Origin of the sequence: Klebsiella sp. C360, assembly GCF_048822415.1 — a bacterium.
Taxonomy (GTDB): Bacteria; Pseudomonadota; Gammaproteobacteria; order Enterobacterales; family Enterobacteriaceae; genus Klebsiella; species Klebsiella quasipneumoniae.
On the sequence record NZ_JBMEZZ010000002.1, the window covers coordinates 202,738 to 226,716 of the forward strand.

The 23,979-nt window shown below is 53.2% G+C and carries 37 protein-coding genes, 2 tRNA genes and 1 pseudogene; 36 read left to right on the top strand and 4 right to left on the bottom strand.

Translation table 11 applies throughout. The annotated features are described in order from the left end of the window. Window positions 1-3 precede the first annotated feature (3 nt). The 4 genes from ACOI7D_RS06945 to ACOI7D_RS06960 all read right to left on the bottom strand — a co-directional run bounded on the left by ACOI7D_RS06945 (window position 4) and on the right by ACOI7D_RS06960 (window position 2,327). Window positions 4-975 carry a hypothetical protein gene (locus tag ACOI7D_RS06945; RefSeq protein WP_281166447.1) on the bottom strand — a complete coding sequence of 324 codons (972 nt, stop codon included), beginning with the start codon at window positions 973-975 and terminating at the stop codon, window positions 4-6. 87 nt (window positions 976-1,062) lie between these two features. Continuing rightward, window positions 1,063-1,257, bottom strand: coding sequence for a hypothetical protein (locus ACOI7D_RS06950; protein WP_019725103.1), 195 nt, complete (start codon window positions 1,255-1,257; stop codon window positions 1,063-1,065). Beyond that, window positions 1,250-1,375: a hypothetical protein gene (locus tag ACOI7D_RS06955; RefSeq protein WP_180270920.1), complete on the bottom strand. Its 126-nt coding sequence runs from the start codon at window positions 1,373-1,375 to the stop codon at window positions 1,250-1,252. The genes ACOI7D_RS06950 and ACOI7D_RS06955 overlap by 8 nt, the downstream gene beginning before the upstream one ends. A 319-nt stretch (window positions 1,376-1,694) precedes the next feature. Next, on the bottom strand, window positions 1,695-2,327 hold the full coding sequence (locus ACOI7D_RS06960) for a LexA family protein (RefSeq protein WP_060579332.1): 633 nt from the start codon (window positions 2,325-2,327) through the stop codon (window positions 1,695-1,697). A 99-nt stretch (window positions 2,328-2,426) separates the two neighbouring features. Between ACOI7D_RS06960 and ACOI7D_RS06965 the strand changes: the two genes are divergently transcribed. The 36 genes and pseudogenes from ACOI7D_RS06965 to ACOI7D_RS07140 all read left to right on the top strand — a co-directional run bounded on the left by ACOI7D_RS06965 (window position 2,427) and on the right by ACOI7D_RS07140 (window position 23,972). Continuing rightward, complete coding sequence (locus ACOI7D_RS06965) at window positions 2,427-2,642, top strand: helix-turn-helix domain-containing protein (protein WP_023284762.1); 216 nt, start codon at window positions 2,427-2,429, stop codon at window positions 2,640-2,642. Window positions 2,643-2,691: 49 nt separating this feature from the next. Continuing rightward, on the top strand, window positions 2,692-2,976 hold the full coding sequence (locus ACOI7D_RS06970) for a CII family transcriptional regulator (RefSeq protein WP_016530548.1): 285 nt from the start codon (window positions 2,692-2,694) through the stop codon (window positions 2,974-2,976). Between the two features lie 34 nt (window positions 2,977-3,010). After that, window positions 3,011-3,865 (top strand): replication protein, encoded by an 855-nt coding sequence (locus ACOI7D_RS06975; protein WP_281166448.1) that lies wholly within the window; start codon window positions 3,011-3,013, stop codon window positions 3,863-3,865. 2 nt (window positions 3,866-3,867) lie between these two features. Beyond that, window positions 3,868-4,719 carry an ATP-binding protein gene (locus ACOI7D_RS06980; RefSeq protein ID WP_024264478.1) on the top strand — a complete coding sequence of 284 codons (852 nt, stop codon included), beginning with the start codon at window positions 3,868-3,870 and terminating at the stop codon, window positions 4,717-4,719. After that, complete coding sequence (locus tag ACOI7D_RS06985) at window positions 4,716-5,018, top strand: MarR family transcriptional regulator (protein ID WP_281166449.1); 303 nt, start codon at window positions 4,716-4,718, stop codon at window positions 5,016-5,018. Before ACOI7D_RS06980 ends, ACOI7D_RS06985 begins: the two co-directional genes overlap by 4 nt. Further along, entirely contained in the window at window positions 5,015-5,449 is a 435-nt protein-coding gene (locus ACOI7D_RS06990) for a hypothetical protein (RefSeq protein WP_281166450.1), read from the top strand. Before ACOI7D_RS06985 ends, ACOI7D_RS06990 begins: the two co-directional genes overlap by 4 nt. Next, a complete protein-coding gene (locus ACOI7D_RS06995) occupies window positions 5,446-5,850 on the top strand; it encodes a hypothetical protein (protein WP_281166451.1) in 405 nt (134 codons plus the stop codon). The genes ACOI7D_RS06990 and ACOI7D_RS06995 overlap by 4 nt, the downstream gene beginning before the upstream one ends. 407 nt (window positions 5,851-6,257) lie before the next feature. Next, window positions 6,258-6,593, top strand: a pseudogene (locus tag ACOI7D_RS07000) (ead/Ea22-like family protein); the annotation flags it as partial. Window positions 6,594-6,762: 169 nt separating this feature from the next. After that, window positions 6,763-7,413 (top strand): hypothetical protein, encoded by a 651-nt coding sequence (locus ACOI7D_RS07005; RefSeq protein WP_420667949.1) that lies wholly within the window; start codon window positions 6,763-6,765, stop codon window positions 7,411-7,413. Between the two features lie 291 nt (window positions 7,414-7,704). After that, window positions 7,705-8,253, top strand: coding sequence for a hypothetical protein (locus ACOI7D_RS07010; RefSeq protein WP_226453062.1), 549 nt, complete (start codon window positions 7,705-7,707; stop codon window positions 8,251-8,253). Continuing rightward, complete coding sequence (locus ACOI7D_RS07015; protein WP_117140871.1) at window positions 8,253-8,507, top strand: hypothetical protein; 255 nt, start codon at window positions 8,253-8,255, stop codon at window positions 8,505-8,507. Before ACOI7D_RS07010 ends, ACOI7D_RS07015 begins: the two co-directional genes overlap by 1 nt. A 253-nt stretch (window positions 8,508-8,760) precedes the next feature. Next, the gene (locus ACOI7D_RS07020; RefSeq protein ID WP_020805077.1) at window positions 8,761-9,228 is read left to right on the top strand and encodes a recombination protein NinB; all 468 of its coding nucleotides are present in this window, start codon (window positions 8,761-8,763) and stop codon (window positions 9,226-9,228) included. Further along, window positions 9,209-9,376: a NinE family protein gene (locus ACOI7D_RS07025; RefSeq protein WP_004243010.1), complete on the top strand. Its 168-nt coding sequence runs from the start codon at window positions 9,209-9,211 to the stop codon at window positions 9,374-9,376. The genes ACOI7D_RS07020 and ACOI7D_RS07025 overlap by 20 nt, the downstream gene beginning before the upstream one ends. Then, on the top strand, window positions 9,373-10,044 hold the full coding sequence (locus ACOI7D_RS07030; protein ID WP_281166452.1) for a metallophosphoesterase: 672 nt from the start codon (window positions 9,373-9,375) through the stop codon (window positions 10,042-10,044). The genes ACOI7D_RS07025 and ACOI7D_RS07030 overlap by 4 nt, the downstream gene beginning before the upstream one ends. After that, window positions 10,037-10,672, top strand: a complete 636-nt coding sequence (locus tag ACOI7D_RS07035; protein WP_281166453.1) for a recombination protein NinG — start codon at window positions 10,037-10,039, stop codon at window positions 10,670-10,672. The genes ACOI7D_RS07030 and ACOI7D_RS07035 overlap by 8 nt, the downstream gene beginning before the upstream one ends. Continuing rightward, window positions 10,669-10,809, top strand: coding sequence for a YlcG family protein (locus tag ACOI7D_RS07040; RefSeq protein WP_048322092.1), 141 nt, complete (start codon window positions 10,669-10,671; stop codon window positions 10,807-10,809). Before ACOI7D_RS07035 ends, ACOI7D_RS07040 begins: the two co-directional genes overlap by 4 nt. Beyond that, window positions 10,806-11,306, top strand: a complete 501-nt coding sequence (locus ACOI7D_RS07045) for an antiterminator Q family protein (protein ID WP_043875696.1) — start codon at window positions 10,806-10,808, stop codon at window positions 11,304-11,306. Before ACOI7D_RS07040 ends, ACOI7D_RS07045 begins: the two co-directional genes overlap by 4 nt. Before the next feature lie 174 nt (window positions 11,307-11,480). Then, window positions 11,481-11,556 (top strand) — tRNA-Thr (locus tag ACOI7D_RS07050). A gap of 5 nt (window positions 11,557-11,561) precedes the next feature. Beyond that, window positions 11,562-11,638 (top strand) — tRNA-Arg (locus tag ACOI7D_RS07055). Between the two features lie 574 nt (window positions 11,639-12,212). Beyond that, window positions 12,213-12,482 (top strand): HP1 family phage holin, encoded by a 270-nt coding sequence (locus ACOI7D_RS07060; RefSeq protein ID WP_012542609.1) that lies wholly within the window; start codon window positions 12,213-12,215, stop codon window positions 12,480-12,482. Further along, window positions 12,460-12,957 carry a lysozyme gene (locus ACOI7D_RS07065; protein ID WP_064148680.1) on the top strand — a complete coding sequence of 166 codons (498 nt, stop codon included), beginning with the start codon at window positions 12,460-12,462 and terminating at the stop codon, window positions 12,955-12,957. Before ACOI7D_RS07060 ends, ACOI7D_RS07065 begins: the two co-directional genes overlap by 23 nt. Beyond that, window positions 12,954-13,343, top strand: coding sequence for a DUF2570 domain-containing protein (locus tag ACOI7D_RS07070; RefSeq protein WP_281166454.1), 390 nt, complete (start codon window positions 12,954-12,956; stop codon window positions 13,341-13,343). The genes ACOI7D_RS07065 and ACOI7D_RS07070 overlap by 4 nt, the downstream gene beginning before the upstream one ends. Continuing rightward, window positions 13,231-13,479: an Rz1-like lysis system protein LysC gene (gene lysC, locus ACOI7D_RS07075; protein WP_420489808.1), complete on the top strand. Its 249-nt coding sequence runs from the start codon at window positions 13,231-13,233 to the stop codon at window positions 13,477-13,479. The genes ACOI7D_RS07070 and lysC overlap by 113 nt, the downstream gene beginning before the upstream one ends. Before the next feature lie 345 nt (window positions 13,480-13,824). Further along, window positions 13,825-14,313: a hypothetical protein gene (locus ACOI7D_RS07080; RefSeq protein WP_004218030.1), complete on the top strand. Its 489-nt coding sequence runs from the start codon at window positions 13,825-13,827 to the stop codon at window positions 14,311-14,313. After that, window positions 14,264-15,664, top strand: coding sequence for a PBSX family phage terminase large subunit (locus tag ACOI7D_RS07085; RefSeq protein ID WP_281166455.1), 1,401 nt, complete (start codon window positions 14,264-14,266; stop codon window positions 15,662-15,664). The genes ACOI7D_RS07080 and ACOI7D_RS07085 overlap by 50 nt, the downstream gene beginning before the upstream one ends. A gap of 237 nt (window positions 15,665-15,901) precedes the next feature. Then, complete coding sequence (locus ACOI7D_RS07090) at window positions 15,902-17,353, top strand: DUF1073 domain-containing protein (RefSeq protein WP_281166456.1); 1,452 nt, start codon at window positions 15,902-15,904, stop codon at window positions 17,351-17,353. A 55-nt stretch (window positions 17,354-17,408) separates the two neighbouring features. Further along, window positions 17,409-17,957 (top strand): phage minor head protein, encoded by a 549-nt coding sequence (locus tag ACOI7D_RS07095; protein WP_071570780.1) that lies wholly within the window; start codon window positions 17,409-17,411, stop codon window positions 17,955-17,957. 51 nt (window positions 17,958-18,008) lie between these two features. After that, window positions 18,009-19,211 carry a DUF2213 domain-containing protein gene (locus ACOI7D_RS07100; RefSeq protein WP_281166457.1) on the top strand — a complete coding sequence of 401 codons (1,203 nt, stop codon included), beginning with the start codon at window positions 18,009-18,011 and terminating at the stop codon, window positions 19,209-19,211. A gap of 3 nt (window positions 19,212-19,214) precedes the next feature. Beyond that, on the top strand, window positions 19,215-19,709 hold the full coding sequence (locus ACOI7D_RS07105) for a structural cement protein Gp24 (protein WP_281166458.1): 495 nt from the start codon (window positions 19,215-19,217) through the stop codon (window positions 19,707-19,709). Window positions 19,710-19,720: 11 nt separating this feature from the next. Continuing rightward, on the top strand, window positions 19,721-20,659 hold the full coding sequence (locus ACOI7D_RS07110; RefSeq protein WP_281166459.1) for a DUF2184 domain-containing protein: 939 nt from the start codon (window positions 19,721-19,723) through the stop codon (window positions 20,657-20,659). A gap of 39 nt (window positions 20,660-20,698) precedes the next feature. Then, window positions 20,699-20,980, top strand: a complete 282-nt coding sequence (locus ACOI7D_RS07115) for an STY1053 family phage-associated protein (RefSeq protein ID WP_085846333.1) — start codon at window positions 20,699-20,701, stop codon at window positions 20,978-20,980. Further along, complete coding sequence (locus ACOI7D_RS07120) at window positions 20,949-21,368, top strand: DUF4054 domain-containing protein (protein WP_021312708.1); 420 nt, start codon at window positions 20,949-20,951, stop codon at window positions 21,366-21,368. Before ACOI7D_RS07115 ends, ACOI7D_RS07120 begins: the two co-directional genes overlap by 32 nt. Further along, entirely contained in the window at window positions 21,365-21,871 is a 507-nt protein-coding gene (locus tag ACOI7D_RS07125) for a hypothetical protein (protein WP_025269952.1), read from the top strand. Before ACOI7D_RS07120 ends, ACOI7D_RS07125 begins: the two co-directional genes overlap by 4 nt. Next, a complete protein-coding gene (locus ACOI7D_RS07130) occupies window positions 21,871-22,275 on the top strand; it encodes a head-tail adaptor (RefSeq protein ID WP_281166460.1) in 405 nt (134 codons plus the stop codon). The genes ACOI7D_RS07125 and ACOI7D_RS07130 overlap by 1 nt, the downstream gene beginning before the upstream one ends. Then, window positions 22,268-22,819, top strand: a complete 552-nt coding sequence (locus ACOI7D_RS07135) for an LIC_12616 family protein (RefSeq protein WP_109226937.1) — start codon at window positions 22,268-22,270, stop codon at window positions 22,817-22,819. The genes ACOI7D_RS07130 and ACOI7D_RS07135 overlap by 8 nt, the downstream gene beginning before the upstream one ends. 1 nt (window position 22,820) lies before the next feature. Then, window positions 22,821-23,972, top strand: a complete 1,152-nt coding sequence (locus ACOI7D_RS07140) for a DUF3383 family protein (protein ID WP_281166461.1) — start codon at window positions 22,821-22,823, stop codon at window positions 23,970-23,972. The last annotated feature ends 7 nt before the right edge of the window (window positions 23,973-23,979 follow it).

Below are 23,979 nucleotides of genomic sequence, written 5' to 3' on the forward strand. Positions count from 1 at the left end.
ACCTCAGTAACTGATACCGGTATGAGGAATGCGGCCGTCTTTAACCGCGGTGAGCACCTCGATAGCCTGATCCCGGGTAAGGCTGGTATTGGCCATCAGAGCCTTAACAACCTCTACGCCTACGGCCTTGCGGTGCTTAACGTCGGCTTCGCGGCGCGCCTGCTCATCGGCTTTACGCCTCTCCTCAGCCAGGCGGGCCTGTTCGCGTTGCTCTGCCTCGCGGCGGATGCGATCGGCTTCTTCCTGTGCTTTGCGGCGTTCTGCTTCCACAGCGGCCTGCTTTTCACGCTCCACCCGCTCAGCTGCTTCTTTCTGTTCACGTTCGGCTCGCTCTTTGGCCAAAATCGCTTCGCGCTCCCTGGCGGCTGCGGCGTCAATTTCACGCTGCGCCTGTTCTGCTGCTTCACGCTTTGCTTTCTCTTCTGCCAGGCGCTTAATCTCTTCTTCGCGGGCAATGCGCTGGCGCTCAGCCTCAGCCGCTTTATCTGCCTGCTCACGATCGAAAGCGTCATTCATCAGCAGAGCCATTTCGTGGTCAGACTCAATACGAGCTGCCAGCTGCCGATCGAACTCTTCATTCATGGCCAGCGCTTCGGCATGCAGTACGTTCATGACTTCTTCGGCCTTAATGCGTTCCTGCTCGGCTTCCCATTCGGTCAACGGCTTACGTGTCGCATCGCGCAGCTCGTCACATGCGTCAACGAACCGCTTAATTTCCGCCTCAGCAGGGCGCACAGCCTCTTTAAGGCGCTTCAGGTACTCGCGCCCCGGCCTCTCGATTGCCGTCTTGCTGCGTGATACCTGCGCCGCGAGAGAAGCGACACGGTCACGACCTTTCTTGGTGGTTAGGTCCGGAACCTCATTCACGGCCTGGCGAATCTGCTCCAGGTAAGCGTCAAGACCGCCAGCCCGGTACAGGGTCGGCGCCTGTTCTGGTTTTATTTCAATGACGGTTAAATCCATTATTTCGCTCATGGTTTCCCCTGAAATTTGGTTGTAAGAATCCCGGCACCGTAGTGGCTGCCTGATAGCTCAGTTAAATTCGTGCGCTGATATGCGCGGTTAATGCGTCCCGGCTGGTACCAGGTTCGGTTCGATATTGCGTGAAGCGTATGGCCGGCGGATGTGGCGCAGATTGCCCTGCGGCTCATGCCAGTAGCTGCCGTCGCGATAGTCGAAGCTGACCAGCCAGGCGGCGCCGGTGCGGCGATTGCGCATCATCACGGCGCGTCCGCTGTTAGGAATTGAGTTAGCCATTGAACACCCCCGTAACGTGCAGAATTTTGATAATCAACGCTGTCCAGATAACGCCGCAGATCAGCAGGCAGTAAATCAGTGAACGAATGCCGTTTCTGCTCATACCGCACCCCAGCACTGAACGCTTACGAATGCGACCAAAGCCAACAACAGAGCCACCTTCACCTTGAATCTGTTCCACGCAGGAACCTCATGTTCTCGGATCATCTCTTCACCTTTTGCCTTATCGCGGCTAACGGGACGTTTTGACTTCACCCCGGCGTTGCCGGTATTGTTTGGATGGCTTAAATTTACAGATAAAACTGTATTTTCGTCAACAGACAAAACTGTATTTTTTGTCATTGATTACATATCTAACTGTAATGAAAGGTGATTTATTTTGATGTGGCGAAAAAAAAACCGGCATACGCCGGTTCTATTCTGAGAGGGGGAGGGGGTTAGCGCTTTCTTCGATAGATTCTGTGTTCAATCATCACGCCGATGATTGTTAGTGGTTGATGCTCGCTACTGATAATCGGGTAGTCATCATTCAATGGCACAAGCTCGAAATGCTGGCAGCCCAGGTGATCCGTGTAAGTAGGCCGATATTTTTTAAAGGTCGCTTGAGCCCCACCGTTCTTGGCCACAACAAACTCTCCGGGGGTTGGCTCAACTTCGGGGTCTACGATGATCACATCTCCAGCCTTGAAGTCTGGCTCCATAGAATCGCCTTCGATGCGTAAAGCAAAAGTAAAATCAGAAACTTCGTGGTCTGTAAGGATGTACTCAAAACTCCCATCAAATGCCTCAATAGGATTTTTTTCTGCGAGAGCCCCTGCCTGGACATAGCTTATGAGAGGCACCTTCTTGCTGCTAACTTCAGCAATAGGCATAAAGGCTCCGCCATTCATTAGCCAGTCAGGATCACACTTTAGCGCCTTAGCTATGCCAATAATATTACGCGGTTTTCTGGTGTCTCCCTTTTCAATGCTCTGCCATGACTGCTGCGTTATTCCGGCACTCAACGCTGCCTCGGTCTGCGTTAGACCGAGCTCAATTCTCTTTTGCTTTACGCGATCTGCAAGGCTCATAAATCCCTCTCAATGTATGCCTTGATATTCACAGTTAAAACTGTAATTGACAAACAGAAATAACTGTCACAGAATACAGATAAAACTGTAGGAGGTAACATGGAAACCATTTCGCAACGCCTCAAAAAAAAGCGCGAAGAGATGAATCTGTCTCAGGCGCAATTAGCAAAAAAAGTTGGCATGAGACAGCAGTCTCTACAGGCAATTGAGGCCGGGACAACCAAGCGCCCACGTTATTTGTTCGAACTGGCAACTGCGCTCCATTGCGACCCTAAGTGGCTGCTTTATGGCGAGATGCCATCTCAATCTCAATAAGTTGCCGATGTTATCGGCCTTTCAAACACCACCAGAGGAAGTATCACAGATGGAGAATTCAACAGCACGAAACAAACACCAGGCCAGGAATATTGAGTCATGGCTGCATAACCAAATCGCAATGAAGGGGACGACCAATGTGGCCAATGCCATGGGTCTTACAAAGTCGAGCATCAGTAAATGGAAGGAAACCTGGATTCCGAAAATAGCAATGTTACTGGCGGTCTTGGAGTGGGGCGTGGTCGATGACGACATGTCTCGACTGGCGAAAGAAGTGGCAAGCCTGCTTAGAAAAGAGATGGCCCCAAAGTGCTCGAAACACTTTGAGGCCTGATGCGAATTAACTGGATCAATTCACAGTAGTAATTATGGCAAATACTGCCGAAGTAATCAATTTCCCTGTGCCTGTCGTGGCACTACAGGAGCTGCGCGTGGCAGATCTCGACGATGGGTTTACGCGCATCGCCAATGAGCTCCTTGAAGCTGTCATGCGTGCGGGTTTGTCGCAGCATCAGCTTTTGGTGTTCATGGCTGTCATGCGCAAAACATACGGCTTCAACAAGAAATCTGACTGGGTCAGTAACGAGCAGCTCTCGGAGCTGACCGGCATTCTCCCGCATAAGTGCTCAGCTGCAAAAAGCGTCCTGGTTAAGCGGGGGATATTAACTCAAACCGGTCGTGTTATCGGGATTAATAAAACGGTCAGCGAATGGTCATCTTTACCCGTAAAAGGTACAGAAAAGAAACCTTACCTGAAAAAGGTAACATTACCCGAATCAGGTAAGAAAAGTTTACCCGAATCAGGTAACGCCTATTACCCGAATCAGGTAAACACAAAAGACAAACATACAAAAGACAATAAAGACAATATTAATAACCCCCCTAAATCCCCCCGGTCGGTTTCGTTCGATGCGTTAGCTGTTCAGTTGCCTGACTGGCTTTCTGCAGAAATCTGGTCGTCATGGGTGGCATATCGTCGCGACCTGAAAAAGCCGATCAAGTCTCAGCAGACGGTCACCCAGGCTATCAACCTGCTGAACCGCTGCAGACTGAACGGTTACTCGCCCGAAGAAATTATCAACCGCAGCATCGCCAATGGCTGGCAAGGCCTGTTTGAGCCAAATAGTGCCAAGCCTCAACCAAGTCAACAGGTGCGAGTTGCCGAAAATTTCGCAGGGAAGGATTACGGGCAGACTGAAATCCCATCATGGGCGAGGGACTGATCATGGAACTGGAAGAAAAAATCACTGCCATTGAGCGGATGCTTGATCAGCTGAGTAAGCCACCGGAAGACATCCCGAATTGCGAGGTGGTTATCGAGCGCGTCTGTTGCGAAAAGCATGGCGAGTATGAGCAGCGCAAGCGGATCCTGACCAGCAGCATCATCAATCTGCCATCACCGCCGACACGCTGCCCGGGCTGCCTGGAAGACGAACTGAATTTTCTGAAGGATGAAAAGGTTCGCTGGGATAAGCGAGTTCGCCAGCAAACTGCAGAAAGGCTGCTTCGACAGCTGGACATACCAGAGCGCTTCTCCACGTGCACTCTGGACAGCTACAAGCCTGTTGGGAAGGATTCTGAGCGAGCATTACGGGTCTGCCAGGCCTACGCATCGAAATGGACTGATCGCCTCCAGCAGGGCGGTGGGTTGGTTATGTGTGGCAAGCCTGGTACCGGTAAAAACCACCTTGCGCTGGCCATTGCCCGCCATGTAATTGAGCACCACCAAAGCTCAGTCATTTTCACGACGGCGCTGAAGATTGCCCGGGAGTTTAAATCGACCTGGTCAAAAACAGCCACGCGCACTGAGGATGAGGTGATCCGCTACTTCACGAAGCCAGATCTTCTGATTGTCGATGAGGTTGGTGTGCAGTTTGGCAGCGAAGCCGAGAAGATGATCATGTTTGAAATCATCAACACCCGCTACGAGCGCCTGAAGCCGACGATCCTGATCAGCAACCTGCCGAAGGATGAGCTGACTCAGTTTATCGGCGAGCGCGTCATCGACCGCATGAACGACGGCGGCGGCTGCACGATTTCGTTTACCTGGGACAGCTATCGGGAGAACCGGTCATGAAAAAGAACTCGGGCAAACAAGCTGTTATTAACTTCATCGGCCAGCATCCTGGCTTCAGCTTTCAGGATATCCGCCGCGGTACCGGGCTTGACTCTTCAGTTGTCAATTCCTCCCTGTGGCAGATGAACAAAGACGGCCAGGTTAAGCGTGAGGGTGAGTGCAGGAGCTACCGCTACACCCTGATAGACACGACAGCCGTAACCGAAAGCGATCCGTCTGTTCAGTACCGCCATCGTCCTGACGGCGCAAACCCAATGACCAAACTGTTTAACTATTGCCTGGCGGGAGTAAGAAAATGAACATCGAAACAGTAAACGAACTCATCACCTCCCTGGAGAGTGGAGGAGAGCTGTCAATCAGAGAGCAGAAGTTCCTGAAGCTGGCGAAAGCGTTTAAGCAGCTGGCGTCGGAGAATGTGGCGCTGAAGTCGTTTGGCGACAAGCTGAATGACATGCATAACGCGCTGAATGGAGAAGGGACAGGTATTCAAGGGCGTGCTGAAGTAGCTTGCCAGCAGGTCGCACTGGAAGCAGCAATTGAAGAGTTCGACGCTATTGAAACCCCCGCCACCGATCGCATCGTAGCTGGGATTAAGGCTGATGGTGTGGAGGAGTTCGCGGCAAAACTTCGAATTCCTGGTGATGACCAGTTTTTTGACGCTTTAGCAAAAGGGGTTGCACTTGCTGCTGATGATTTCGCCAAGCAGCTGCGCGAGGGGGACGGCAAATGAGCAACTTTGATACTTCATCGCAAGTTAAGGCTCGCAAGTTACATCGTTGCTGTGAATGTCACGGTGCCATTAATCCAGGCGACACCTACGAGAAAGTGTTTATTGTCCAGGATGGCGATGCCAGCAACTTCAAGACGTGCCATAAATGCGCAGAAGCGCGTGACTGGCTGCTTAACGAAACTGATTGGCCTGACGATATCGACGGCGAAGGGCATTCGTATTTCTTCACGATGCTGCGTGACCACCTCCGTGAGCAAGGCCGTGAAGGCGACCGCAAATACGCATTTCGAGCGTATCGGCTTGTCGTCCTGATGGATAAGCGCCGCATGGCTTATGCCAACGCATACAACGCGGAGACCGTGAAAATCCGCGATTATCTTGCTCAAGGAGCCTCAGCATGACTGATATCACCGAACTGGCGCTACTCGTCAGTAAAGCGAAAGCGTCTGTATTTACCCTGGAATATATCTCGCAGTTTGAGCCTGCTGATATCGACTCCGATGACGTTGATTTGCGGTTTGAGGTAGATGGCCGAGATACCGGCACCAACGTTTCTATCGTCGATGAGTGCGGGCAAGCTGCAAAGGTTATTGGCACGCTGGTAGAGGCGCTGGAGTATTACAAGTCACGTGAAGAGCGCGTGACAAGTCTGGTGCGCGACAACTCAAAAAGTTGGGATGAGCTGTATCGACAGGTTGAGGCCAAAGGAAAACGAAACGTTGAGCTGGTAGAGGCGCTGGAGAATTCAGAATCTCGGCTTCATGAGGTCGCCGTAGCGTGCGCAACCGCAGAGCAGGCGCTGGAGAAGGCGCAGCAGCGCAACGCAGAACTTGAAGCGCAAAACGAATATATCCGTAAGCGCTATCAGCAGCTCGATCTGCTGATCGGGAAAAATATCCTGGTTATGCAGGCTGCAATCATCGAATGGCAGGCCACTGGCGATGCTAAAAACGGGCTGGCGTGGATTTATAACACGCTCTTCGGGCCAGGCGAATTGCCTGATGAAGAGGAGAAAGACGCACAGGCATATTTCGACCGCAAATATGCTCCGCTCGATGAAGAGCTTATGGCGCTTCACAAGTGGTTTTGGGAACAAAGCGAGGCTGAACGTGCCGCCGCTGGCATCAAGGTGGAGGTTGAGTGATGGTCAGCAATCGAGAAATTCGCAGAATCATGGCAGCAGGAATCCCGAACCGGGTGTATCGCGTTAGTAATACGCGCAAGATGGTGAATTATTCAAGAGCGTTACCGGGCTGCGTCTATTGCGTTCGTGTTAAATGGAGTGCGCGTCAGGCGCACAAGGGGTACTAACTATGACCAGCAAATTAACCAGAGAAGAGCGCGTGCAGGCGCTCTACGACCTGAAGGTAGGACAAGTTATCAGCCTGGCTGATATTGAAAACGTCAAAATGTTGTCCCGCATGGCGCTGGCCGCAATGGACAGCGAGTCTGGGTGTTTGCCTCTCGACTACCTGCAGGGACACAAAGACGGTCTGGAATGGGCCGCCCAACTGGCAGAAGCCAATCACCCTGAAACAGGAGACTGGCTTTACGATGACCCTATCGAGCTGGCAAAAGCTATTCGTAAAGGTCCAGATATGCCGCCAGAGCAGCCGGTAGAGGACAGCGAGCCGGATCGCAATCCTGTGCTGGCGTATGCCGACAGTTATCGTGATATGGCGAAACAAGGCGTCGAGTCAGTCCCAATATGGAGCGTCATTACCGACCTCGAGCGAAACATTGCTCCGCTCTATCGCCACGCGCAGCCAGCGCCGGTAGTGCCTGCGGTTGAAATTGTCGCATGGCGAGTATGGCCCGAAGGCGCTTATTCAGAAGGGTTCATTGTTGAGGATACGGAAGATCCAGCACACAAACAGGGCGCTGTTGACGCCATAGGTAGGAAGTGGGTCTCACGTCCATTGTTCGATGTCCCGCAGATACCTGTAGAAGTTGGGGGAGAGTAAAACCATGACTGACAAGTCAACATTGGTCGCAAACGGTACTGTATTAGATGGGCAAGGTAACCCCGTAACTCTGAACTTAGCGTATAAATTCGCGTTTGCCTGGCCAGGGCCTGACGTCACGATATTGATAGTCAGATCGATCAACGACGATGGTTCTGTGAATTGCATAGATGTATTTTTCAACGTCCAAATAAGCAATATAAATCCACGCGAACTATTTCGGCCACTTCGATTTCCGTGGACACAGGACCAGATTAAAACCATCAAAGATTTTGGGGGTGATGAGTGAATATGTCAGCATCAGACTTTGTCAAAGAATATTGCGGTCGAAGCGGAATAACCGAACGCGAATTTTACGAAACCCAAGTCCCTATGCCTGACCCTACATCGGCTTACGGGTGGTCAGCTGTGTCAAATAGCCCTCTACTGATAAAGGCTCATGTAGATTTATACTTATCGCAGCAACCAGAAGTTTCCGCCGATAATAGTAAAGTTATCGGTACTTATACGGGAGCTGATGGTCAAGATTATCCAATAATCGCACTAGGTCTGATGAAATCAGAAAAGAAAGCACAAATATTCATCGATGATGAAGGTCCAGTTACGTTTCTTGGTGCACACATTGAGCCATATCAGATAGTAACAAGCGATGAGTGTCGGATGGAAGCGGCGCCGGTAGTGGCGGATGATTTGTCAATATTTGAAGCTGCAATTGAAGAGTGCAAAAAGTGCGACTCAATTGATGAGCACGCCTGGAATCACGGTGTTTTGGCTGTGATAGCAGAGTATGAATCCTGCCGCGCCGCCATGCTCGCAGCCGCCCCGCAGGAGGTGAAGTGATGTCTACCATGACTTTCGTTGTTGAGTTTGAAGATGGCAAAGAGCCGCCGGTACACGCGCACATGGAGGTGTTTGGCGGGAAGGTTATTGCAGTGGCTTTCCGTGATGCCTTAAGTGAGCAGGAGGAACAGCAACAGGTGCAATACCAGCAAGAATCGCTTAATGCGATCCGTTGTTTCTTCTGCAATGGCCGCCATCCAATTGGCGTCGCCTGCCCACTAAATACGTTCACATCGGCGGTTGACAATGCCTAAATCCCCCGCAGAACGTAAGGCCTCCAGTTGAAATCAAACCCCTCTCCGGAGGGGTTTTTCTCGTATATGCTCATTTTGCTTTTATCCCCGTGACGGGCGATAATTACCTGGTCAGTCTGGACAACTGACAACTTTACCCCGGCGCCAAGTGGGGACACATGGCGCACAAAACCTTACAGCAATCCCTGTCACCGATGGCGAAGGCCACCGGCGATTTTCTGCATTCAGCGTTTGACCTCTGTGGAGGTGAAGCGTGAAGCAACAATTCTGCCTTATCAACGACAACGTTAAGCGTAACGTCGTCAACTTCATCCAGTCTCTGCCCGTAGACCACCGATCGCCGCTGATTATCGAGGCGCGCGAAGAAAGCCGTACGGACAAACAGAATCGCCTCATGTGGCCACTTTTGAAAGACCTGAGCGATCAGGTGATTTGGCACGGCGAAAAGCTGGAGCCAGCGGAGTGGAAAGACCTCATCACTGTGCTGGTCAGCCAGATGCAAAACCCGGAGCGTGAACAGAAATCCGCCCCGGGCATCAATGGCGGCCGTGTCTACTTCGGCGTTCGTACCTCTCAATCCAGCAAGCGCTACATGGTCGAGGTGATCGAGGCGATCTACTGGTTCGGCACCGAGCACAATGTGAAGTTCAGCGAGAAGTCCAGCAGTCGGATTGCATGGGCCCAGGAATGGAGGGCTTCGCATGCACAGTCTGCTCGCTAAGGTCATGGAGCGCGGCATCTTCCGCGTGCCGGCGCGCCGCAAGCGCAAAGTCGAAGTTAAACCTTCCGATATTCCCACCTTTCACTATACGGCTCACCTGGCGGATGTCCGCTGGCTGCGCCGCGCTGCCAGAAGGAAAATTGCATGAGCATTTATCAACGCATCAACGGCGCTGACTGGCGCAATATCTGGGTAGTCGGCGATCTGCATGGCTGCTACACCAATCTCATGGCCCAGCTCGGCAAGGTGGATTTTGACCTGGCGCAGGATCTGCTTATCTCCGTTGGCGACCTCATCGACCGCGGCACCGAAAACGTGGAGTGTCTGGATCTGATTACTCAGCCATGGTTCCGCGCCGTTCGTGGTAACCATGAGCAGATGATGCTGGATGGAGTCGAGGATTACACACTGGAACGGCACTGGCGAGCTAACGGCGGCTCCTGGTATTTCTTTCTCGATGATGATGCCGGGCGCTATGTCAGGAACAACCTGCTACAACGCGTGGCTGATTTGCCGCTGATTATCGAACTGGTGACCGGCGACCGGAAGGTTATCATCTGCCACGCTGACTACCCACACGACGAATATGAGTTCGATAAACCTGTACCGGAAGAGATGGTCATCTGGAATCGCGATCGCATCAGCGACTCTCACGATGGCCTAGCGAAAGAAATCACTGGTGCTGACCTGTTTATCTTCGGACACACTCCAGCGCGCGAACCCGTCAAATACGCCAACCAGATGTATATCGATACCGGTGCCGTGTTCTGCGGCAACCTGACCTTGGTGCAGATCCAGGGTGGTGCGCATGCGTAAACCAGCACGTCGTAAATGCGCCCACTGCCGCGAATGGTTCCATCCTGCCCGGGAAGGGCAGGTGGTATGCAGTTTTGAATGCGCCAGCGCGATCGGCAAAAAACAGACAGCAAAAGCCCGGGAAGCTGCGAAGGCCAGGGCGGTGAAGCGCCAGCGTGAATCCGAGAAGGAGGGGCGTCAGCGCCGTAAAGCAAGATTGGCTGAGCTCAGACCTAACGGTTACTACAAAGCCCAGGCTCAGAAGGCATTCAACGCCTACATCCGCGCACGTGATGCTGGTTTGCCATGCATCAGTTGCGGGGAGACCAACCCGCCTGATCTGCATGGCGGCCAGTGGGACTGCGGCCACTTCAAAACGGTCGGCGCTTACCCTGAGTTGCGTTTTGAAGAGCGCAACGCTCATAAGCAGTGCAAATCGTGCAATGCAGGGGCCGGTAAGTACACCGCCAAAGAGTCGACGGTTGCTCAGCATTACGAAGCTGGCCTGGTCGCTCGTTACGGACAGGAGTATGTCGACTGGCTTAACGGACCTCACGCAATGACCAACTACCGCCGGGAAGACTTTATTCGTATCCGCGATGAGTACCGCGCCAAGCTCAAAGCACTGAAACAGCGGGAGGCCGCATGAACCACGACGTTATCGAACGCATCCGCGACCGCTGGCAAAAGCTTCGCCTCCTGCGTAGCCGCGGAACCGTACTGGTTGACTACAAAATATTACGCAATTTCGTCCGTATCTATAAGCGCCTGGGAGAAGCAGCATGAAACTGGAATTAACCAACGAACAGCACCAGTGGATAGATCAGTGGCTCCAGCTTTGGGGCGCATGGTGCCAGACAGGGAAGATAGACAAGGCGATGATAAATATGATTGCCAAGTTCATGGCCACGGTTGAACCGCAAGCACCATCAAGGCCTATATGCAGCGATGATGATGGGTTGCTGATTGATGCCGTAATCCGGCATTACCTGAAAAACGTAGATGAGAACGCATGGAAGGTGATTTTTGCCTATTACGTCTGTAACTCAAGCGAGATCAGGATCGCTTCATGGCAGCATGCTGTGAGCAAACCTCGCCTGATGAAGACCCGCGCCGGAAACCAGTATAAGCACCCGAGCATTTCAACCATCCGCCGGGAAGTTAAGCAGATTATCAACGCGGCGCTCTTCTGCCTGTACCAGCCGCTGCAAAATGCGTTTAACGATCGCGAAAGCGTGAGGAAAATTGCAAAAAATAGTCATAACGTGCTTGCATTTCAATGAACAAATGAGCAATATATTTAGTGTAGGTTGCCGTATTTGCGTTTGACCTATCAGAACACCGAGCCTCGCCATCGTGCGGGGCTTTTTTATGCCTGCAATCCGGTCAGGGCTCTTGGGTAGAGGCGTGCTGCACGACACGTTGAAACCCTACACGCGCAGAGCCCTGAACAGATTGCTGGTTTAGCTCAGCAGGTAGAGCGCCTGCCTTGTAAGCAGGATGTCGGCGGTTCGATTCCGTCAACCAGCACCAACTTAGCGCCATTAGCTCAACTGGAGAGAGCAATGGCCTTCTAAGCTATCGGTTTCAGGTTCGAATCCTGAATGGTGCGCCAGACACGGGCATGAGCACTAACACTTAAATAAGTCCTGATAGGTGCCAGATTTATCACCTGGCCGTTGCTCCACGAAACGGAGCCCATAACAGGTAAGGGCATTGTAAGTAGCATATCTGGGAAATGCGGCTTATGCAGATGCGGTTCGATTCCGCCGCAGTGCTCTTTCCGTTGTGGTGAATGCGTAGGCTGATACGTTAGAGACGGCACCCCTTGATGAGGACAGCGCTATCTCTGGAGAATAGTCTTGGGTACGTGTAATGCCAGAGAAAGCCGGAGATCAGCGCCGGCCACCGCTCACGAAACCGAGCTGCAGCCCTAACTGGCTATCCTGCATCACCAGTGATAGTTATGCTGCAGCCTTCTAAATACCTCTACCTTGGGACCATTACGGCGACCGCGCCGTCGCTTTTACCCTTGGTATTTCTTCCCGCCTTGAGCGGGTTTTTTATTGAGCATGCCCAGACCCTCGGGAATCATCCCCGACGTGCTTTGTTGATAAATCAGCCCGCAGGGTCTGGGCCTCTTTTCCCCTTTACGCACAGCGCCATCCGTCATCAACGGAGGTGAGGTTATGACAAAAATGAGCACCATTTACAGCAGACTTTCATACGGCACCGGGACCGCACTGACGGGCTGCGGTGTCTCAGCAAAGGCGTATGCCGGGGCAGTTAAGGCAGAGGTATGGATTTTGGCCGACAAAATAGCGGGGATGACCCTGAGTGACTGGGCAATTATTGTCGGTATCGCCTGCACCATTACCACCTGTGGGGTGAACTGGTACTACCGGCGGAAAGAACGCGAGGATCGGCTCAATGGCTATGACACCAAAACTGAGGAATAGCGTTATCGCTGCCGTCGGCGGTGGCGCCATAGCCATTGCATCTGCGCTCATCACTGGCCCAACCGGTAACGATGGTCTTGAAGGTGTGCGGTACGATCCCTATCAGGATGTGGTAGGCGTATGGACTGTCTGCTATGGCCACACTGGCAAAGACATCATGCTCGGCAAGAAGTACACCGAGGCTGAATGCCGTGCGCTGCTCAATAAAGACCTGAACACCGTCGCACGCCAGATTAACCCATACATCCAGAAGCCGATCCCAGAAACAATGCGCGGGGCTCTGTACTCGTTCGCCTATAACGTCGGCGCTGGCAACTTCCAGACCTCCACGCTGCTGCGCAAAATCAACCAGGGCGACCAGAAAGGTGCATGTGATCAGCTGCGCCGCTGGACCTATGCCAAGGGCAAACAGTGGAAAGGCCTGGTAACTCGCCGCGAAATTGAGCGTGAAGTTTGTTTGTGGGGGCAGAAATGAGCCGGTTAACCGCCATTATCAGCGCCATTGTGATCTGCCTGGTTGTTTGCCTTGGGTGGCTGGTAATGCATTACCACAACGCTGCTTCTGAGCAGAAAACCCGAGCCGATAATGCAGAGCAACAGGTAAACGCAGCCCAGACCATTACATCCAATGTTCTGACCACCATGACCATCTTCAACACCATCGTCGAGGCCAATCAGCATGCAAAAGAGCAGATCGCACTGGACGCATCGGGAGCCTCGGCTGATATCCGGGTTGCTGTTGCGAATGATGATTGCACTAATCGCCCTGTGCCTGCTGGCGCAGTTAAGCGGCTGCAACAATTCGCGAACGGTCTACGTCAAAGTGCCGGTGGTCCCGTTACCAGCCAGCCTGACGGCTGACACCCCGCAACCGGAAATCCCCGACAACCTGACGTGGGGCCAGAGCCTGGATTTAAACGTCAGTCTGCTATCAGCGCTTGGCCAGTGCAACAGGGATAAGGCTGACATCAGGCAGGCGGAAACAAAACGTCAGTAGGGCATTACAGAGCCACTTCCAGAGGTGGCTCGATAATGTCAAGGCGAGGACAAAATTATGGCAAAACCGGACTGGGAGGCCATCGAATCGGCATACCGGGCCGGAGTCCTTAGTCTCCGTGATATAGGCGATAAATACGGCGTTACTGAAGGGGCTATCAGGAAGAGGGCTAAAAAATTTGACTGGGTACGCAATAGCGGTACGCAGGTACGCAAAAATGGTACGCAAAGTGGTACGCAAAAGAGTAAGGCGCGTACCAGCGAAAAGCCTGCCAGCGCTGGACGTACGCAAAAAAGTACGCAACCAAAATCCGAACCTCCACCAGATACGAAACCGATACGCGGGGTGCGTACCGATCCGCCGACTAACCCATTTCAACCCGGCAACCAGCAGGCGTTAAAGCATGGTGGTTACGCCCGCCGCCTTTTGCTTAAAGATGAGGTCATTGAAGACGCGAAAGCGTTGACACTCGAAGACGAATTATTTCGCCTTCGGGCTAACAACCTTGTCGCCGCAGAGAATATTGGCCGGTGGTTGACCAAGCTGGATGATGCTGAAGGGGACCAGGAAAGAAAGGTGTTGATGGAAAATATCAGCGCCGCCGAGAAGGCGATGATGCGCAATACCGTTCGTATTGAGTCCATCGTCGGCACGCTTGCGACGGTAGGCAAAATATTTGCTGATACGGACTATCGCAAAGCTGCTACTGATAAGGTGTCGCTGGAGGCCGATCGTCTTCGCCGTGATGCAGGTATTGATGATGGCAACGGAGAGCGTGACCTCAATGACTTCTACTCTGACATCCAAACCGACGCTGAATCCGGTCCTGCGTAGCTTCTGGACGACGCAGGCGCGTAACAAAGTGCTTTATGGTGGCCGGTCATCGTCAAAATCGTGGGATGCCGCTGGCATAGCCATATTTCTGTCGAATAAATACAGCCTGCGCTTTTGCTGTGCACGTCAGATCCAGAACAAAATTGAAGAGTCGGTGTATACCCTGCTCAAAATTCAGATTGACCGCTTTGGCCTGCGGCATCGTTTCCGCATTCTGAACAACAAAATCATTAACCGGGTGACCGGGTCTGAATTCGTGTTCTACGGGCTCTGGCGCAACATCGAAGAGATAAAGTCTCTGGAGGGTATCGACGTTCTGTGGCTTGAAGAGGCCCACGCGCTGACGGAATACCAGTGGAAGATACTGGAGCCTACCATCCGTAAAGAGGGCTCAGAGTGCTGGTTTATCTTTAACCCCGGGCTGGTGACTGATTTCGTGTGGCGTAACTTTGTGGTCGATCCGCCAGAAGATACGCTGATACGCAAAATCAACTACGATGAAAACCCCTTTTTATCCGACACCATGCTGAAGGTTATCGAGGCCGCTAAGCGCCGGGATCCTGATGGGTTTAAGCACGTCTACGAAGGCGTGCCAGAGTCGGATGATGATGCGGCCATTATCAAGCTGTCATGGATTGAGGCGGCTGTTGATGCCCACAAAGTCCTTAATTTCGAGCCAAGCGGACGTAAGCGTATTGGCTTCGACGTTGCCGATAGCGGCGCCGATAAGTGCGCTAACGTCTATCGTCACGGCTCCGTCGTGTACTGGGCGGATGAGTGGAAGGCGAAAGAAGACGAATTGCTGAAGAGCTGCCAGCGTACCTATCAGGCGGCACTGGAGCGTGATGCTGATATCGTCTACGACTCAATCGGCGTTGGGGCATCTGCTGGCGCGAAATTCTCAGAAATTAATGAGGATCGTAAGCGCGAAAACATGAATGCATCCCGCATCAATTATCAGCGATTCAATGCGGGCGCTGGTGTGAATGAGCCGGACTACGAATATATTGGCATCCCGAACAAGGATTTTTTCGCCAACCTAAAAGCGCAAGCCTGGTGGCTGGTGGCGGATCGCTTCCGTAACACCTTCAACGCGGTAAAGAACGGCGAGCAGTACCCGGTAGATGAGCTGATTAGCATTGACTCATCCTGTCCGCTGCTGGAAAAGCTCAAGCTGGAACTTACCACCCCGAACCGTGATTTTGACAAAAACGGTCGCGTGATGGTGGAAAGCAAGAAAGACCTCGCCAAGCGTGACGTACCATCGCCGAACGTGGCCGACGCGTTCATCATGGCGTTTGCTCCAACCGATACGGCAATGGATATCTGGGAAGCGCTGGGAAACAGCTAAATACCTAGAAATAACCGTTTCACGCAAAATTAACGCTATTCATTTTTCGACCCTGTTTATGCATGTTTTATTCACGCGCTTTTAGCCACTTAACCCTGATAAATAAGCCTTTGGCGGACATTTCATCATGGGAGGTATCCGGCTGGTGCGGGTAACAGTCATTATGTTAAATCGGGTCGTTTTTTAACAAATTATCCTATCCGCCACGAGTATCGAAATAGCCGGAGAATAGTCACCATGGCGAAGAAAACAGGACGAGTCGCCACGGCGGATTCGTACGATAACTTTGTTGCCCGTGTCGGTATGCAGCAGCCTAACCAGCATGCCGCATCTACCTACAGGGCGAACTATACCAGCCGCAACCGCCTGCTCATTGAGTGGGCTTATCGTTCCTCCTGGATTATTGGCGCCGCAGTAGATTCGAAAGCGGACGATATGACCAAAAAGGGCGTGCGGATCACCAGTGAGATAGACCCGAAACGCCGTGGCATTCTGGAATCGCGGTTCGATGAGCTTCAGCTTTGGGATTGCATCAACGAGACGCTGAAATGGTCCCGGCTGTATGGCGGGGCGGTGGCGCTGATTCTGATTGAAGGTCAGGCACCGCTGACGCCACTGGTACTGGATAAAGTTGGCAAGGGCAGTTTTAAAGGTCTGGCTGTACTTGACCGCTGGATGATTAACCCGCAGCTCACCAGGCGCATTAAGGCGCTTGGCCCTAACCTCGGCAAGCCTGAATTCTATGAAATCGTGACAACGGCGCAGGGGCTTCCTCCTTGGACTGTTCACCACAGCCGCCTGATCCGCATGGATGGTGTGAAACTGCCGTATCAGCAGAAAATCACCGAAAACGAATGGGGGATGTCCATTGTCGAGCGCATCTTCGATCGCCTGACTTCCTACGATAGCACCAGCGTCGGCGCCGCCCAGCTTGCCTACAAGGCACATCTGCGAACGGCAAAGATTAAAAAGCTGCGTGAAATTATCGCCGTGGGCGGTAAACCATTCGAAGCGCTGGTTAAACAAATGGAATTAGTCCGCCAGTACCAGACGAACGAGGGTATGTCCCTGTTTGATTCGGAGGACGGATTTGAAACACATTCCTATTCTTTCGCGGGCCTGTCTGACCTTCTTAGCGAGTTTAAAGAGGATATCGCGGGTGCTGTTGGCATTCCTCTTGTCCGCCTGTTCCGCCAGTCACCGAAAGGTTTTTCAACCGGTGACGCTGACCTCGCGAACTACTACGACGACGTGGGAACGCTTCAGGAGCGAGATTTACGGCCTCACATCCGCCTGTTATTCGATGTACTGCATCGCTCAGAGTTTGGCGAGCCGTTGCCGCAAGATTTCACCTTTGAGTTTAACCCCCTGTGGCAGATGAGCGACACCGATCGCTCTACGGTGGCGACCAACACGACTACCGCTCTGGCAACCGCGGTGCGTGATTTGGGAATGTCCCCGGCTGCTGCGCTGACCGATTTGCGCGAGCTGTCTGACGTTACCGGCATCGGTGCTTCAATTAGCGATGAGGATATCCAGAATGCGGCGAAACAGTGGCAGGAGACTGAATCTGAAACCAGCCCTCCGCCGCCGATCGGAGGTCCAGTATCAGAAAAGCCTACTGGCGATAGTCGACCAGATAAATCAAATCGTCACGGGTTCCTACGATGGTTCACAGGCAAGCGCTGAGAGCATTGCTAAATCGCTTGTTGACTACTCCGGGGTGATCGACGACTGGGCCGAAATGGTCGGTCGAAAGATGTTTGCCCAGGTGGAGCGTGAAGAGTGGAATCAGTGGCGTTCTGTTTCGGAAGAAATATCTGCTGGTCTGCGTGACGTGATTGGTAACACTCCTGTCGGCATGGTCGCACAGGACATCGTTTACCGACAGATTCGCTACATGAAGTCTCTGCCATTAGAGGCGGCAGGACGAGTCAGGGAAATTCAGGAGCGTGCAATACAAGCTGTCATCCATGGTGAGCGTCCAGATCAGCTTTACGAGATGATCATGCAGTCCGGCGACGTGGCGGCCAGCAGGGCGCGGATGATAGCCCGCACTGAGATAGGCCGCGCCACTACCGCATTAACTCAGGCTCGGGCGTTATCCGTTGGTTCTGAGGGGTACTGGTGGCGCATCAAAGGGGCTGGTACCAGGACATCGCACCGAGGAATGAAAGATAAATTTGTGCGCTGGGATAACCCGCCAACGCTTGACGGCATGACCGGACACGCCGGATGCCTGCCGAACTGCGATTGCTGGCCAGAAGTGCAGATCCCCGAACCAAAAAAATAACAGGCCGCCAATGAGTGGCCTTTTCAATGCCCGCAATTCAGCAGGTAACCCATGAAATATTTCTTTAAAACCCGCCTGGGCAATACTCGATTTCAACTTGCTGATGGTTCAGTCCTGTTTAAGGACGTCCCGATCGCAAGGACTGGTGAGCAGGAGTACGACGCCACAGAGCGGCCTGAGCTTGTCCCAAACGACAGGGGGAAGGTCATCGTACGCCGGGCACCAGAAGAGGTGTTCAGCGAGCGAGCCATGGCGTCATTTGAAGGAATGGCGGTCACTATCGGACATCCGCGAGATTTTGACGGGCAGATCATCTTTGTTACCCCTGATAACTGGCGCCAGCTGGCTCACGGCCACATCCAGAACGTACGACGCGGCACAGATGATAAAACCGATCTGCTGCTGGCTGATGTCATCGTCAAAACCCCGGAAGCCCTGCAGGCCATTGATGATGGTGATGATGAGGTCAGCTGCGGATATGACGCCGATTACGAACAGATTTCACCTGGTCTCGCAAAGCAATCTGCGATTACCGCTAACCATCTGGCCCTTGTCCCTAACGGGCGGGCCGGTTTCCGTTGTGCAATAGGGGATTCTATGCCAAGCACTACTAAAAACTGGTTTACCCGGCTCCTGAAGGCCCGTAAAACCGGGGACGCTGCCGAAATGGCAAGTCTCATTGATAACCCGCCTGATGATGTCACGGGCGATAACGATGTATCGACCTCTATGACACCCGGCGGCGTAGTCATTAACCTTGCGCCGCAAAATCCGCTTCCCGGCCCGGCATTACCTGGTACCGGCGATGGTGAGGAAGAAATTCCTGCATGGGGTAAGGCGCTGATTGTGGCGGTTGCCAAACTCACGCCTGCGGCAGCTGCTCCTGGTACCGGCGATGCCGAGGACGAAGAGGAGAAAAAGGAAGAAGAGAGTAAGGTTACCGGCGACGCCGCTTACCGTGCCGATCTGATTCAGCCAGGCATCCAGTTGCCAGAAAAGGCGAAGCCGACAGCATTCAAACGTCAGGTGCTCGCCTCTGCCGATCAATCTCTGGTGCGCTCTATTGTCGGTGATGCCGACATCAGCAAGCTGAAAAAAGCCACGGTAGATATGGCTTTCACGGCTGTTTCTGAGCTGGCGAAAAACCGCAATACCAAAACCGTCGACAGCCTGCAAACGCAGACTGCCACCACTGTTAAAACCATTGCCGGTATGAATCAGGCCGCGCAGGAATTCTGGTCTAAACGAGGCTAACCAATGGGTAATACATTTCTTTACCGGATGCCAGCGGGCATCGCCGGGGCAATTTCTCGTCCGCAGGATCTGACGGTAGAACCTCAACTGCTGGACTCCTCCAACCTTTTCCCCGCTTATGGCCTTGGCGGCAAGATTTCCTCCGGGAAATTTGTGCCAATCGCTGCAAGCGATACAGCGTCGGTGCTGGTGGGCATTTACGTTCGTCCGTATCCGACCGCCAGCCAGCCGGATAAAGTCCAGCAGGTAGGCAGCGGTAAAAACTTCACCGGCGATTGCCTGGTACGTGGTTACGTCACGGTAAACATCGGCGCGGATGCATCCAGCGTTGCGCTGCATAGCCCGGTCTACATGCGAGTGGCCACACCATCCGCCTCAAGCCCTCTCGGCGCGTTCCTTGCCGCCGCTGATGGCTCGAATACCGTCCAGATCACCAATGCTTACTTTAATGGCCCTGGTGACACCAGCGGCAACATTGAGCTGGCCTTCAATATTTAAGGAAATCGCAAATGCAGACATTTGACCAGGCGACAGTCGACGGTACTGGTGCCTTTCTTATCCATGAACTGGAACGTCTCGATCAGACACTGAATCTGCCGCTGGTGAATTACACCTGGTCGCGCGATATCCAGTTGCGTGAAGACGTGTCTATTGCTGACGAGATCAGCTCGTTCACTAACACCACCTTTGCCGCTGCCGGTACACCGAATGCCAACGGTAAAAACTGGCTGAGCAAAGCCGCGACCGCGATGGCTGGACTTAACGTCGACATCGCAAAAACTGGCTTCCCGCTCACACTGTGGGGTATGGAGCTTGGCTGGACCGTTCCAGAACTGCAGGCAGCTGCGCAGGTTGGTCGCCCGATCGACACGCAGAAGTACGACGGCATGCAACTGAAGTGGAACATGGACACGGACGAGCAGGTTTATATCGGCGATGCCGGTCTGAACGTTAAAGGCCTGATGAACCTGACGCAGGTTACGCCGACCAACGCCGCGAAGACCTGGGCGACCTCCACCGCTGACGAAATCCGGGCGAGCATTAATGCCGGGCTAAGTGCAGCGTGGGCCAACTCGGCTTACTCCATGGTACCGACGGACCTGCTGATCCCGCCGGAGCAGTTCTCTCTGCTGGCAAGCACCATCGTATCCAGCGCTGGTAACCAGTCCCTGCTGACCTATCTGGAAACCAACACCATCGCATACCACCAGAACGGGCGTCCTCTGAACATCCGTCCGGTGAAATGGGCGAAAGGTCGTGGCGTGTCGAACTCTGATCGCATGATGTTCTACACCAACGACAAGAAATACGTTCGCTTCCCGATGGTTCCGCTGATGAGCGTGCCGATCCAGTATCGCGGCCTGTATCAGCTCGTAACCTATTACGGCAAGCTGGGTGCAGTAGAGCCGGTTTATCCGGAAACTCTGGCCTACGTCGACGGCATCTAACCTGCGGCGGCCCGAAAGGGCCGCTCATGAGGACTTGCAATGAAAAAGATTTACGTACTCTCCCCGTTTAACTTCAACGACGGCAAAGAGCAAAAGCATTTCCAGGTTGGCTTCCACGACGTCGATGATACCGTTGCTGATCACTGGTTCGTAAAAGCGCACTGTTCACCGGATGGCGAAGCGCCAGCGGTCGCAGAAGACCCGCGCATTGCTGAGCTGGAAGCAAAAATCGCCGAGAAAGACGCGCGTATTGCTGAACTCGAAGCGCAATTGCCGGAGACTACCGATAATGGCAAGAAATCAAAGTCTGCCGACGCCTGAGCAGTTCAGGTTAACCTTTCCGCAGTTCGCTGACGAAACAAAGTACCCCACGCCAATGATCCAGACTCGACTAAATCTTGCTGATGCCATGCTGAGTGAGTCGCGCTTTGGCGTGGATATCTTTCCCTACATCGTCGGGCTGTATGTTGCGCACTACATGTACCTTTACGCCGCCGATATGCGTGGTATGGCTGTGGGTACTGCTGGTGGTGTAAATAGCGGCATACAGACCGCGAAATCAGTGGATAAGGTTTCAGCCAGTTACGACGCAAGCGCAACTCTGGACCCTAATGCCGGTTTCTGGAACAACTCCCGTTACGGATCGGAGTTCTGGGAATACCTGATGATGTTTGGTGCCGGAGCGGTTCAACTGGGGACGCCGGAATGAAAAGCGGGCTCACAATTCGGGAAGACAACTACAGTGTCGTTCTGGATGCGCTGAAACAGCTGTCAGGCACTGATGTACTGGTTGGTATCCCGGCAGGTCCTCCGCGCGATGATGCGCCGCTGAGCAACGCTGAGCTGGGGTATCTCCAGTCCACCGGGGCAACCGTAGAGATAGACGGTGAGACCGTTACTCTGCCGCCAAGGCCATTTCTGGACATGGGCATTGAGGATTCCCGGGATAAAACGACCGAGCGTTTAAAGCTGGCCGCTCAGTCTGCGCTTGAAGGTAAGGCAGATGTGGCGTCGATGCATCTTGAAGCCGCAGGCCAGATTGCGCGTGATGCCTCAAAGGCTGTCATTGAGGCAGGCGATCGTCTGACCCCACTATCTGAAAAGACCATCAAGAAGCGCAGAGAAATGAAACCGCCCATCCTCGGCGATAAGCCGTTACGTGCCCGCGGATTCCTTTTCAGAGCGATTCAGTATGTCGTGAGGAAAAAATAATGCCGTTTCTCGATGTGACTGATGTTCTGCTTGATCCGGACTTTGTCGACCTGTCTCTGGTGTGTTATCGACAGGTACAGACGGTGGACGAAGATAATTTTCCGACCAATACCGCGCAGGCTATTCCGTTCTCTGGTGTCGTAACCGTCGATCGCTCGCTTGAGGCAAAGCGAATGGCCGCCGGGCAAAACATCAATGGCGCCATCCTCATTGTTACCCAGTTCAGGCTAACTCAGGGGATGCCAGCCAGTGACTCAACGCCAGAACTGGACGCTGATATCGTTTTATACAGCGGCAGACGGTACCGCGTGACCTTTGTCGATCCGTACACCCGATACGGTGCCGGGTTCGTACAGGCACATTGCGAGCTGCTGGAGCTTAACGGAGGGATCCCCGTTGAGTAACGACAGCACAGAGCCTGGGTATCTAACCCCCGTCGGGGAAGCTCCTGAGTACGATAAGGAGCTGGAAAAGCAACTGAGTCGCTGGGTAAGAGGCGTGACAGGGATTGCGGTTAACCTGGTATTGCCCCGGTTTACCGATCCCCAGTCCAAAATACCGCCGAACGGTGAGACGTGGTGCGGGTTTAACTTTTCCACGCTCTCACGTCCCGGCACTCCTGCAAATGTCCAGGTAAGCGAAGAGCAGAGCGAGCAATGGTCATGGGAAAGCATTCAGGTGCTTTTCTGTTTCTATGGCCCCGGCGGTTCCGGGATGGCCACGCGGTTTCGTGACGGAATGTTTGTAGATCAAAACGCAGATACGTTGCGACGAATCTCGGGTTTGTCGCTGGTGAGCGCTGATGATATACGAAACCTCCCCGAATTGATCAACAACCAGTGGGTGCGCCGGTATGACCTTGCCGTGACCCTTTCCCGCAAAAACACCCGTACCTACAACGTTAAATCTGTCGTTGACCCTAACGTCACGATAGTTACCGGAGACTAACATGGAAAAAGGGCTTCCCCTTAACCGTATCGCTAACGTGACGGTGACGCTTTCTGCTCGGGCCGCGCAGGGGCGCAATTTTGGCTCAATGCTCATCCTGGGCAACTCAACTGTTATTCCGATTTCTGAGCGTCTGCGCCTTTACTCCAGCGCTAATGATATCGGCGATGACTTTGGTGTAGACAGCCAGGAATATGCAGCGGCTGTTATCTGGTTCTCCCAGCAACCGCAGCCGACTCTTGTGTATGTCGGTCGCTGGGCGAAAACGCTGGCAACGGGCGAAACAGGCAGCGCAGAAAGCCTCCTGCAGGCGGTTAACGCTTTGCTGGACTGGAATTCATGGTATGGCCTTCATCTTGCCGTTCCGGTAGCGGATTACCCTTCCGACACCGACATTATCAGTGTGGCGGCGGCTATCGAAGCCGCGAGTGTATCCCGCATCTTTGGCGTTACCTCGGCTGATTCAACGATTCTTAACGCGGCTACCACGACGGATCTGGCTTCCAAGCTGAAAGCAGCGAAATACAGCCGTACCTTTATCCAGTATTCGACCAGCAGTCGCTATGCTGCGCTGTCCTCGTTTGCACGTGCGTTCACTGTTGATTTCACCGGAAGCAACACGACGATCACCCTCAAGTTTAAACAGCTGCCGGGCGTTACCTACGAAACCCTTGGTACCTCGCAGGCTAACAACCTGGAAGCGAAGAACTGCAACGTTTACGTGTACTACGAAAACGATACAGCGATTCTTGAGCAAGGCGTTATGGCAAACGGCGATTTCTTCGACGAACGCCATGGCCTCGACTGGTTGCAGAACGCCGTACAGACGGCTGACTACAACACGCTCTATACGAGCACAACCAAAATCCCTCAGACCGACGCCGGTACCACAACCCGTATCGCCAACATTGAGCTGGTGCTTGATAAGGCTGTGCAAAACGGTCTCTTTGCGCCGGGTAAATGGACTGGTGGCCCGATTGGCCAGCTCAATACCGGTGACATGCTGACGAAGGGCTATTACACCTGGGCAGAAAACGTTGATGACCAGCTTCAGGTCGATCGCGAAGCGCGTAAAGGTGTGCCAATTCAGGTTGCCGGGAAACTGGCCGGAGCCGTTCATTACGGCACCGTCGCAATCACGGTCGTGCGCTAAGGAGCCA

Coding starts and splice junctions, on each gene's coding strand:
- ACOI7D_RS07105 (WP_281166458.1), top strand. CDS start 19,215: ATGGGTAATACATTTCTTTACCGGATGCCAGCGGGCATCGCCGGGGCA.
- ACOI7D_RS07060 (WP_012542609.1), top strand. CDS start 12,213: ATGACAAAAATGAGCACCATTTACAGCAGACTTTCATACGGCACCGGG.
- ACOI7D_RS07120 (WP_021312708.1), top strand. CDS start 20,949: ATGGCAAGAAATCAAAGTCTGCCGACGCCTGAGCAGTTCAGGTTAACC.
- lysC (WP_420489808.1), top strand. CDS start 13,231: ATGATTGCACTAATCGCCCTGTGCCTGCTGGCGCAGTTAAGCGGCTGC.
- ACOI7D_RS07140 (WP_281166461.1), top strand. CDS start 22,821: ATGGAAAAAGGGCTTCCCCTTAACCGTATCGCTAACGTGACGGTGACG.
- ACOI7D_RS07065 (WP_064148680.1), top strand. CDS start 12,460: ATGACACCAAAACTGAGGAATAGCGTTATCGCTGCCGTCGGCGGTGGC.
- ACOI7D_RS07045 (WP_043875696.1), top strand. CDS start 10,806: ATGAAACTGGAATTAACCAACGAACAGCACCAGTGGATAGATCAGTGG.
- ACOI7D_RS07015 (WP_117140871.1), top strand. CDS start 8,253: ATGTCTACCATGACTTTCGTTGTTGAGTTTGAAGATGGCAAAGAGCCG.
- ACOI7D_RS07085 (WP_281166455.1), top strand. CDS start 14,264: ATGACTTCTACTCTGACATCCAAACCGACGCTGAATCCGGTCCTGCGT.
- ACOI7D_RS07030 (WP_281166452.1), top strand. CDS start 9,373: ATGAGCATTTATCAACGCATCAACGGCGCTGACTGGCGCAATATCTGG.
- ACOI7D_RS06960 (WP_060579332.1), bottom strand. CDS start 2,327: ATGAGCCTTGCAGATCGCGTAAAGCAAAAGAGAATTGAGCTCGGTCTA.
- ACOI7D_RS07005 (WP_420667949.1), top strand. CDS start 6,763: ATGACCAGCAAATTAACCAGAGAAGAGCGCGTGCAGGCGCTCTACGAC.
- ACOI7D_RS06970 (WP_016530548.1), top strand. CDS start 2,692: ATGGAGAATTCAACAGCACGAAACAAACACCAGGCCAGGAATATTGAG.
- ACOI7D_RS06990 (WP_281166450.1), top strand. CDS start 5,015: ATGAACATCGAAACAGTAAACGAACTCATCACCTCCCTGGAGAGTGGA.
- ACOI7D_RS07110 (WP_281166459.1), top strand. CDS start 19,721: ATGCAGACATTTGACCAGGCGACAGTCGACGGTACTGGTGCCTTTCTT.
- ACOI7D_RS07095 (WP_071570780.1), top strand. CDS start 17,409: ATGGTCGGTCGAAAGATGTTTGCCCAGGTGGAGCGTGAAGAGTGGAAT.
- ACOI7D_RS07035 (WP_281166453.1), top strand. CDS start 10,037: ATGCGTAAACCAGCACGTCGTAAATGCGCCCACTGCCGCGAATGGTTC.
- ACOI7D_RS07040 (WP_048322092.1), top strand. CDS start 10,669: ATGAACCACGACGTTATCGAACGCATCCGCGACCGCTGGCAAAAGCTT.
- ACOI7D_RS07070 (WP_281166454.1), top strand. CDS start 12,954: ATGAGCCGGTTAACCGCCATTATCAGCGCCATTGTGATCTGCCTGGTT.
- ACOI7D_RS06965 (WP_023284762.1), top strand. CDS start 2,427: ATGGAAACCATTTCGCAACGCCTCAAAAAAAAGCGCGAAGAGATGAAT.
- ACOI7D_RS06950 (WP_019725103.1), bottom strand. CDS start 1,257: ATGGCTAACTCAATTCCTAACAGCGGACGCGCCGTGATGATGCGCAAT.
- ACOI7D_RS07115 (WP_085846333.1), top strand. CDS start 20,699: ATGAAAAAGATTTACGTACTCTCCCCGTTTAACTTCAACGACGGCAAA.
- ACOI7D_RS07025 (WP_004243010.1), top strand. CDS start 9,209: ATGCACAGTCTGCTCGCTAAGGTCATGGAGCGCGGCATCTTCCGCGTG.
- ACOI7D_RS07100 (WP_281166457.1), top strand. CDS start 18,009: ATGAAATATTTCTTTAAAACCCGCCTGGGCAATACTCGATTTCAACTT.
- ACOI7D_RS07125 (WP_025269952.1), top strand. CDS start 21,365: ATGAAAAGCGGGCTCACAATTCGGGAAGACAACTACAGTGTCGTTCTG.
- ACOI7D_RS07130 (WP_281166460.1), top strand. CDS start 21,871: ATGCCGTTTCTCGATGTGACTGATGTTCTGCTTGATCCGGACTTTGTC.
- ACOI7D_RS06945 (WP_281166447.1), bottom strand. CDS start 975: ATGAGCGAAATAATGGATTTAACCGTCATTGAAATAAAACCAGAACAG.
- ACOI7D_RS06975 (WP_281166448.1), top strand. CDS start 3,011: ATGGCAAATACTGCCGAAGTAATCAATTTCCCTGTGCCTGTCGTGGCA.
- ACOI7D_RS06995 (WP_281166451.1), top strand. CDS start 5,446: ATGAGCAACTTTGATACTTCATCGCAAGTTAAGGCTCGCAAGTTACAT.
- ACOI7D_RS06985 (WP_281166449.1), top strand. CDS start 4,716: ATGAAAAAGAACTCGGGCAAACAAGCTGTTATTAACTTCATCGGCCAG.
- ACOI7D_RS07090 (WP_281166456.1), top strand. CDS start 15,902: ATGGCGAAGAAAACAGGACGAGTCGCCACGGCGGATTCGTACGATAAC.
- ACOI7D_RS06980 (WP_024264478.1), top strand. CDS start 3,868: ATGGAACTGGAAGAAAAAATCACTGCCATTGAGCGGATGCTTGATCAG.
- ACOI7D_RS07010 (WP_226453062.1), top strand. CDS start 7,705: ATGTCAGCATCAGACTTTGTCAAAGAATATTGCGGTCGAAGCGGAATA.